We start from the raw sequence: 8579 nt of genomic DNA on the forward strand, positions 1-8579 counted from the left end.
GGTATCTACAAGGTTGGCTACCAGTCGCCTGAAACCGCCGGTGCGTTTGCATTTGACAACGAGACGCCAGCGCATGACGTTCTATTGCGCGATTTTGCTATCGCCGAGCGGCCTGTCAGCAATCGCGAATTCTTGGCCTTCATGGCGGACGGCGGCTACCGTCATACGGGACTCTGGTTGTCCGAAGGATGGGCGGCGGTGCAGGCGGGCCAATGGGAAGCACCAGCCTACTGGTACAGAAATGGCCAGGCTTGGCAGGTCTTCACACTCCATGGATTGCAGGACGTTCGACTGGACGAACCCGTCTGCCATGTGAGCTATTTCGAGGCTGCGGCCTATGCCGAGTGGGCAGGGCACCGGCTGCCGACCGAGTTTGAGTGGGAGGTTGCTGGAAAGTTGTATGGCGGCGGCGCGGAAGAGCAAAAGACCGTGCGGCCACATCCTCGTCCGCTGCATGCCGGTGTTCGGCAGGATGTCTGGGAATGGACGGCAAGCGCCTATCTTCCCTATCCGGGGTATCATGCGGCCCCCGGAGCGCTAGGGGAATACAATGGCAAGTTCATGATCAATCAGATGGTTCTCCGCGGGCGGTCCTGCGCGACACCGGCGGGACATGATCGGCTCACCTATCGCAACTTCTTCCCGCCCAATGCTCGTTGGCAGTTCTCTGGCCTTCGCCTTGCGAGAGATGTCACGTAGCCATCGTACGAATTTTCAAGGGACTTGGCCTCGTTGGGATGAGTGGCTGCATTTGGGTGGAACGGCAGGCCACACTCGCGCAACCGCGCATCGATGCATATTGCCAAGTTAGCCGGTCCCGGCGCTGTCGCCACCCAGTGAAGTCTTGCGTCACATCGCGCGACGTTCTGATCTCAACTTGCCAATAGAAACCCGCTCTCGCGATGGTTGGTGATTGCTGGTGCTTTACTAGGCGATCGGGGTAGATCCCCAGACCTGAGCAACTGTGAATAGAGTCGAAACCGTGCCCGGGTCGCGCAAGTGACGCCGGCAGCCCGCCAGCGCTTCGTCCATCTCGGAGGCTGACATCAGCCCTGCTCGCGTGATCGTCCCCCGTAGGGATTCCGCAGTGAGAGGCAGGTAATCGCTCATTGGATCCGCCGAGCGGAAGCCGAGGAGGAAGGGGCGGTAATGAACATCATGAAGGCCGGCGGCACGAGCCAGACCAAACAGGCGCCGGGCGATGTTGATGTCGGCTCCGGAAATGGCGAATGCCCTGATTAGGGCGTCCTTCAACTGGGCGAAGGCCGTGTGCGGGGGATAGCAATCGAGCGTCGTCATGTCGGGTTCCTGCAACGCGACCGTGCCGCCTGCACGAGCGAGACGCATGGCGTCGCTGATCAGCGCTTCTGGCAGGCCGGCCGTGCCAGCGACAAAGCGCACATGAACCAAGTCGAACGAGCCATCCGGGAGGCTCGAGCGATAGGCGTCCGCCAGCATATATTCGACATTAGCGGCCCGATGCGCACGCGCATGGTCGAGGAAGATAGCGTCGGCGTCCAGGCCGACGACGCGGCCGGCACTACCGACGCGGGCGCTAAGGAGATGGGTGATGCCGCCGGGGCCGCAGCCCAGATCAAGACATGCCCAGCCCGGCCCGACGCCAATGCGGTCCAGCATCGCCTCCGTCTCATGGATAAGAGCAAGCCCCTGGACGTGCAGACGCTCAATCTCGCCTTCCCGGTGCTCAAGTGGGTAGTGTCCAGACTTGTCCGTCCCCATACCGCCGGCTCCCTGCTGAAGGTTCATCGTTGGGTTATGCAGCCACGGCCGGATGTGCTTCGCACGACTTGTCGAGACCGAGTAGTATGAACCGCCCTCGGTGGGTCCACCACTCGCTCGCCGCATGGACGCGACGGGCCCGCACGCAGTGAGCCAGTTCGCCGTTTAGGCGTTGATATTAGACGTAACCGAATGTAACTGCTACTGATGAGTCTTGCGATAAGCGCGTCGTTGAGGATATTTCGCAACGAATGCTGATGTTTACTCTGCGCAATTTGGAGCCTGACGGATTGATCAGGCGAACTGTCACGCCATCGATCCCGCCGCCTGTGGATTACAAGCTGACTGAGCTAGGGCATTCACTGGCCAAACCGGTCCAGGCTCTCGGGCTATGAGCGTATCACCATCTGCCTGAGATCGAGGCAGCGCATGCCATGTATGATGGAGAGAAAGACGGAGCATCGTAAATTGCGCGTCCGTCGGCAGCAGGCTGGCTGCACCATTCGGAGCAGCCAAAGAATCAGGCCGTCATCCTGGTGCTCTCGCTCGGGCGAGGTAGCTCGTGCGCCGCACGCGAAATCAACTCGTCACTTCGCGCTAGGAACAGTTTCAGGATCCGAGATGTATTGGACTTCCTATAGCCCATCACGAGGTCGATCGTCGGTGCCTCGCCTTCCAAGGGACGGCTGATGACGGACCAAGGCAGGAAATTCCGCGCATAGGCTGGCAGCAGCGTGACACCCCGTGTCGAAGCGACCAGCGACATCGCCATGCCGAGATTGTCGATCTGATGCGCCGCATGGATGTCGACGCCTGAGCGCTTCAAGTAGTCGTCGATGATCACCTGCAGGGTCGGCGCCGTCTTGGACATGCCGATGAACGTCTCTTGCGCGATGTCCTGGATGGAAATGGCTGCGCGTGAGGCAAGGCGGTGGTCGCTCGGCAGGACGACGAGGAGAGGTTCCTTCGCAACGATCCGATATTCCAGGTCGGGCATCTGGGGCTCGGGCCTCAGGAACGCGAGGTCGATCCTGCCCCGCATCAGGCTGTCAGCGAGGTCGGGCGAATACTGGCTCGAGATGGTAACGTCGATGTTTGGCAGTTCGTCCTTAAGGATGTTCATCGTCCTCGGCAGCCATTCCATCTCCTGACCGGTGAGAAAGCCAAGAGCGAAGAGTGGCCTGGCAGGTTTTTCCGCCCGCCGCGCCGCATCAACCGCCGCTTCCGTTTGCGCCAGGGCCAGCTTTGCATGCTCCAGAAACGCCCGGCCGGCCGCAGTCAGCTCGACGCCGCGGGCGCTGCGGGTCAGGAGCTGGGCGCCTACCTCGTATTCCAGGTCCCTGATTTGGCGGCTAAGCGACGGTTGCGCCGTGTGCAGCCGGCGTGCCGCCGCGACCGTCAGACTGCCTTCCTCGGCGACTGCAATAAAGTAGCGAAGATGGCGAAGCTCCACCGGTCGGCCCCATGCCTGTCAGGTATCGGAGGGGCACCTTAGAAAGTCTTTTTCCAGACCGCCAGTGGAACCTATGTCCAGACATCGCGAGGGGCTGGTCCACGCGACGTAGCGGATCGGCTCCCTGGTGTCTCCGCTAAGGAACGACCGGGACGACATACGAGATATGGACGCGTAACCAAGCCGCGTTGACGTCCGGCAAACATCGCCAGAAAGAGGCCCAATCATGACTAGGCTCTCAGGAAAGACCGCTCTCGTCACCGGCGCCTCTCGCGGCATAGGCCGCTCGACCGCGCTCGCCCTCGCCAAGGCTGGTGCTCAGGTGCTCGTCCATTATGGAAGTTCCGCGACTGACGCAGACGAAGTTGTGCGACAAATCCGGGCCGGCGGAGGCCGCGCCGACGCGGTGGGCGCTGATCTCGCGGTCGCGGACGCGCCGCACAAGCTCGCCGTTCAGGTCCGCAAAATCATCGGTGACCGGCTGGACATTCTCGTCGCCAATGCGGGCGTCACCGCATCGGTGACGATTGAGGACGCCACAGTCGAGGAATTTGACAGGCTATTCGCCGTCAATGTTCGAGCGCCGTTCTTCCTGGTGCAGCAACTACTGCCGATACTTGGTACCGGGAGCAGCATCGTGCTGCTTTCCTCGCTCGCGGCGCATGCGTCTGTCGGCACGCTTTCGGCCTATGCTGCGACCAAGGGAGCCGTGGACACCCTGGTAAAGCACTTCGCCACGGCACTCGGCGAGCGGGGAATCCGTGTCAACGCTGTCGCACCCGGTGTCGTCGCGACCGACATGTCGTCCTTCGCGAAGACGGATGCGGGCCGGGATTTCACGCTCAGCCTGCAAGCCCTGAAGCGCATCGCGCAGCCGGACGATATCGGCGATGTGATCGCCTTTCTCGCCTCAGACGCGGCCCGCTGGATTACCGGCGACACGATCCGCGTCGACGGCGGCTCGAAGCTGTGACCACGCGAGCCGGACTTGCCTTGCTCTAAGTGTTCGGGCTTCCTTCCCCGACAGGCGGCAGCTTCGGCCGGATCCAAAAGGTGATGCAATGGTCGGAATGAAGGCAGCGGTCGTTCACACTCCGGGCGGCCCCGACGCAATCCGGATCGAGGAGCGACCGGTTCCTCAGCCTGCTCCAGGCTGGGTTCGCATCCGCGTTCACGCCTTTGGTTTGAATCGATCGGAGGTCTACACGCGACGAGGCGATTCTCCTGGCGTAAGATTTCCCCGCATACTCGGTATCGAGGCGACCGGCACAGTCGACGCCGCGCCGGATAGTGGATTCGCAATTGGCGAGACCGTAGCCACGGTGATGGGGGGCATGGGGCGGGACTTTGATGGTGGCTATGCCGAGTTCGTCTGTGTTCCGGCTGGGCAGATCCGCAGACTTCGCACAAAGCTCGATTGGACGACTCTTGGCGCCTTGCCGGAGATGTTGCAGACGGTCTGGGGGGCACTTCACCGCTCGCTGCGGGTCGCGCGAGGGGGCAGCCTACTGATCCGGGGAGGCACGAGCTCAATCGGGCTCGCCGCGGCCACGCTGGCCAAGCACGAAGGCTTGACGGTTGTCGCCACGACACGCAACGAGCAGCGGTTTGCATTGCTGCGAAAAAATGGGGCCGATCACGCGTTGATCGATAACGAAACGATCAGCGCCGAGCTGAAGAAGATCTTCCCGGACGGTGTGGGCGGGGTGCTGGACCTGGTGGGCACCAGCAGTCTCGCGGATAGCCTGGCCTGCGCCGCGCTGCACGGTATCGTATGCTTGGCCGGTGGACTGGGCGATAGCTGGGAGATAGAACACTTCTCGCCGATGAGCACTATCCCCGCTGGCACCTATCTCACCACCTATGGCAGTCGCGTCGATGTCATGCTGGACATGCCATGGGAAGATCTGCTCAGCAAGATCGAGAGTGGCGTCCTTCGGTTCCAGCAAGGGCCAGTCTTCAAACTCGACGATATCGTTGAAGCGCATCGCTGCATGGATGAGAACCGGGCCGAGGGTAAGATTGTCATACTGACTTGAGTGAACCGACTCGGCTCCGGAGTCTCAGATGCGGGGTGCCGGGTTGGTCGAGGTGAAAGACTAGATGAACCATCCGGCCGACACGCTTTCCGCGATCAGCAACAGACCGAAGCCAAGCGCCGGAGCCAGATGTGACCACCCAGCGCGGAACCGGACCAAGGTTGCGACAGCACCTACGATCACCGCCCCCAGCAACGCGACGCCCGCTGGCCGCGTTTGCGGCACAACGATCATAGCCGCACCCGCGAGTTCAAGGAGCGCGGTGATGAAACGCCACGCGCGCGGGTAGCCCCAGTCGCGGAAGTTCTTCGCGGTGCCACCAAGATCAAAAGCGTTAGCCGCCGCCGCGGCGGTAAATGCGAGCGCCGTCACTATCGACAGGCCGACTGCCCAAGCGCTCATGCGCTGGCTCCACGCCGGCTGAGCCAGGTATCGATCATGATCTCGGCGAAGAGGTGTGCGACGTCTTCGGGCTTGCGCATGGACAGTTTCCGTGAGAGTTGATGTGATACGTTAGCGTATCGCGTCATCATGTAATACGGAACCGTATCGCGTGCAACAGCTAAGTCCATCGCCGGCTTCGCGTAGCTGGAAACCAGATGACCCTCGTTGGCAGCGGATGGCGGAGAAGCGGGCGGCTATTCTGGCCGCGGCCCGCCCGATTTTCCTCCAGGCAGGCTGGTCCGGGGCGAGCCTTGAGCGCGTGGCGGCCGAGAGCGGCATCTCAAAAATGACAATCTACCGCCACTTCAGGTCCAAGGAAGAGTTGTTCGAAGCCCTGATTACGAGCATGTGCCAATACATGCGGGCCGAGGCGGCGCAGGCTCCCGCCCAAAATATGAAATGGTCGCTGGAGGACCGTCTTCGCGCGGAAGCGCTGGCCTTCACAGCAGAGCTTGTTCGCCCCGAAGCTTTGGGGATTTATCGCCTTATTGTGGCCGATGGCTGGCGGTATCCGGTGCTGGCGCGGATGTTCGAGCAGTCGGGTTCAGCTGTGCTGAGATCAAGGGTGAGCGCCATGCTCGCAGCTTTGGGCAAGACGCCGCGTGAGTGCGCGCGGCGTGCATCGGGCTTCGTGAACTTGGCGTTTGGCGACGCCTATCTGGAAGCTGCTATTGGCCTGGAGGTTCCGGACATTAGCGCTCGCTTTGCCGAGCAAATCGAGGATGCGATCCGGTTTGCAGTAGCCTGATCGCCACCGCGGACCCCACGAAGAAGCAGCCGATCACAGGTTCACGCCTTCCAAATTTTCGCACCCACAAAAGCATTGGTATCAAAAGAATTTGATATCAAGGTTAAAGTAGTCGTTGCGTATCCAAATAGCGGGTATGCATGAGACACTAGATCATCCTCCGGCTGAAAAGTTGGCTGCTTTCGCACTGCGGGTGCAGCCTAAGCTCAAGGGGGCAGTTTACGCTCTGTCGAAGGTCTCCGTGTTGTACAGAGGCCCTCTGGATTCCGACTTTGTTGAAGCCAGGAGCATGAACAGCGTGTTCAATACGCTGCTCTCCATAGGCTTGGCAGACATTTTCGAACTGCTGGACCATAATGTTCTCCTCCACGACAAGGAACTTGAGGGCTATCGCGCACTCATGGTCTTTTTCGACGATCGGCCGAAGGCGATCGATGTCGGACCTGAAGACTTACCACCAGGTCCAGTTCGTACATGGCTGTCTAAACTGCGGGACGGTCACCGGCTTGACCGAGACGAAGTCGGCCGCTATCACGCCATGCACGTCCGGATGTTGAGCGACTTGGAGGAGGCCCGGATCGCCGTCCAGCGAGCACTAGCGTAATTTCAACTAGCGGCGTCGCTTTCGAACCCAAGCGTACTTAGGGTTGGTGTTCGGCTCGTCGCTTTTCGCGAATGACTTGGATTTAGGTATCAGCGATTAAATCGCAGATTGCTCGCCCCGGTTTCGAGGACCTCCACAGGATCGCCGAGCGCAATTCGGCCAGGTGTTTCGGGAATGAGGTTCTGGCCGAAAATCACGCCATCGGCCGAACGGCGGAGCTGCGACAAGACACGTAGCGGTTCAGTCTTGTCGGGCCGTGCTCCGGTCATCTGATCCACCGTCGTAACGGCGCATCGGGCACAGGGTTTGGCGACGCGAAATTTCACGGCACCAATGCGGATGCGGCGCCAGTGGTCCTCCTCCCAGGCTTGCGCGCCGCTCAGCACGATATTTGGCCGGAAACGGTCCATGGTGATCGGCGCGGGCAGCTCGTGGTTCAGTGCAACCAGCGATGCGGTGTTGGTGACGAGCACGGGAAATCCATCGGTGAATGCCGTGCGGTCGTCAGCCATGGCATAGGCAGGATCGACCGGCCGCGCATTCGTGTCATCCATATAGACAAGGCTACAGTCGGTGCCCAGTTCGCCGCTCAACCAGGCGCGCGCCGCCGGGCCACCGTCCAGCGCTGTCAGGTGGTCGCCCCAAACTCGGACGTTTCGACGCCCGGCTGCCGCGGTCGGGAGCGGGACCCAAGGCCCCCCAGCGAAGTCGGTCGAAAGTGCCAGCCCGCCCGCTCCTGGCTTTGCCGAAATTCGCGCCATCATCGGCCGCTCCCTTTGGCTCAGAAACTTACCGTCAGGAAGTACAACCATCCAGCGACGATCTTGCTCGAAACCCCAGCGTGCAACGTCCACCTGCGCCTCGGCATAGCCGCGCAGGGACTTGACAGGATAGATGTGCAAGGACTGGAGATCCAGGTCACGATGCGACATCCAGCGATACTCCTCGACCGACTCGATTTTGTCACGAGTCGTTTATTGTAGCTAATGGTTGCGCTTTGAGGGGTTCGGAGGAGCGGGCGGCGGCGAGCATCAGTCATGATGAGCCGCGTCCTGTCTCGTGCAACCGCGTGACCAAGGTTTCCCGCGGTCTTGATGAATCGGACAACCGTTGCATCAAGCCGTTCGCAATGACACTCGCAGTCATGCGCGTCGCCTTAGATACGTTCGCACGTTAACTGCGTTCGCGTGAGCGGAGCGGATTGCACGCTCCAGTCGTTATGACACGCCCGTTAGTCGCCTTTGCGGTAAAACACTCAAAAGCTGCTCGCGGGCGAACGGATGCAACCAGAGATCTCTAATCTAAAACAACCGGTGATTGAACTATAGACCTAAACAGTACCCTTTGGCTTATACCCCCTTGCGATCATTTATCCCGCCCGGTAGTAGCCCCGTTAGCGAGATCACATCTTGATGAGTTCACGCCTTTTTGAAGGATTTGATGATGGCAGCTGCAACTGTTGCAGGCGGCCAATTGCTGTCGAACTTCACGGGTAGCAATGTAACTCTGCTTCAGGAGCTTGTGTCTGCAGGTTTCGGGCCGCAGTCCACG

At 60.6% G+C, this 8579-nt stretch carries 9 protein-coding genes and 1 pseudogene; 6 read left to right on the top strand and 4 right to left on the bottom strand.

The window, feature by feature from the left end:
- The coding region (locus GSQ83_RS17760) for an SUMF1/EgtB/PvdO family nonheme iron enzyme (protein WP_158804181.1) at window positions 1-699 on the top strand (699 nt) is incomplete at its 5' end.
- A gap of 228 nt (window positions 700-927) precedes the next feature.
- On the opposite strand, the gene GSQ83_RS17765 is transcribed toward GSQ83_RS17760, so the two are convergent.
- Complete coding sequence (locus GSQ83_RS17765; RefSeq protein ID WP_158804182.1) at window positions 928-1740, bottom strand: methyltransferase domain-containing protein; 813 nt, start codon at window positions 1738-1740, stop codon at window positions 928-930.
- Window positions 1741-1976: 236 nt separating this feature from the next.
- Between GSQ83_RS17765 and GSQ83_RS17770 the strand changes: the two are divergent.
- A pseudogene (locus tag GSQ83_RS17770) lies at window positions 1977-2135 on the top strand (winged helix-turn-helix transcriptional regulator); the annotation flags it as partial.
- Window positions 2136-2260: 125 nt separating this feature from the next.
- Here GSQ83_RS17770 and GSQ83_RS17775 read toward each other — a convergent pair.
- Complete coding sequence (locus GSQ83_RS17775) at window positions 2261-3193, bottom strand: LysR family transcriptional regulator (protein ID WP_158804184.1); 933 nt, start codon at window positions 3191-3193, stop codon at window positions 2261-2263.
- Window positions 3194-3419: 226 nt separating this feature from the next.
- On the opposite strand from GSQ83_RS17775, the gene GSQ83_RS17780 reads away from it, so the two are divergent.
- A complete protein-coding gene (locus GSQ83_RS17780; protein WP_158804185.1) occupies window positions 3420-4166 on the top strand; it encodes an SDR family NAD(P)-dependent oxidoreductase in 747 nt (248 codons plus the stop codon).
- An 88-nt stretch (window positions 4167-4254) separates the two neighbouring features.
- A complete protein-coding gene (locus tag GSQ83_RS17785) occupies window positions 4255-5232 on the top strand; it encodes a zinc-binding alcohol dehydrogenase family protein (protein ID WP_158804186.1) in 978 nt (325 codons plus the stop codon).
- A 60-nt stretch (window positions 5233-5292) separates the two neighbouring features.
- Here GSQ83_RS17785 and GSQ83_RS17790 read toward each other — a convergent pair whose 3' ends face one another.
- On the bottom strand, window positions 5293-5634 hold the full coding sequence (locus GSQ83_RS17790; protein ID WP_158804187.1) for a DoxX family protein: 342 nt from the start codon (window positions 5632-5634) through the stop codon (window positions 5293-5295).
- A 217-nt stretch (window positions 5635-5851) separates the two neighbouring features.
- Between GSQ83_RS17790 and GSQ83_RS17795 the strand changes: the two genes are divergently transcribed.
- Window positions 5852-6424: a TetR/AcrR family transcriptional regulator gene (locus GSQ83_RS17795; protein WP_158804188.1), complete on the top strand. Its 573-nt coding sequence runs from the start codon at window positions 5852-5854 to the stop codon at window positions 6422-6424.
- A 298-nt stretch (window positions 6425-6722) separates the two neighbouring features.
- Window positions 6723-7028 (top strand): hypothetical protein, encoded by a 306-nt coding sequence (locus GSQ83_RS17800; RefSeq protein WP_216850296.1) that lies wholly within the window; start codon window positions 6723-6725, stop codon window positions 7026-7028.
- 89 nt (window positions 7029-7117) lie between these two features.
- On the opposite strand, the gene GSQ83_RS17805 is transcribed toward GSQ83_RS17800, so the two are convergent.
- On the bottom strand, window positions 7118-7960 hold the full coding sequence (locus tag GSQ83_RS17805; RefSeq protein ID WP_158804190.1) for an MOSC domain-containing protein: 843 nt from the start codon (window positions 7958-7960) through the stop codon (window positions 7118-7120).
- Window positions 7961-8579: the final 619 nt, after the last annotated feature.

This window comes from Acidisoma sp. L85, from assembly GCF_009765865.1.
Classification (GTDB): Bacteria; Pseudomonadota; Alphaproteobacteria; order Acetobacterales; family Acetobacteraceae; genus Acidisoma.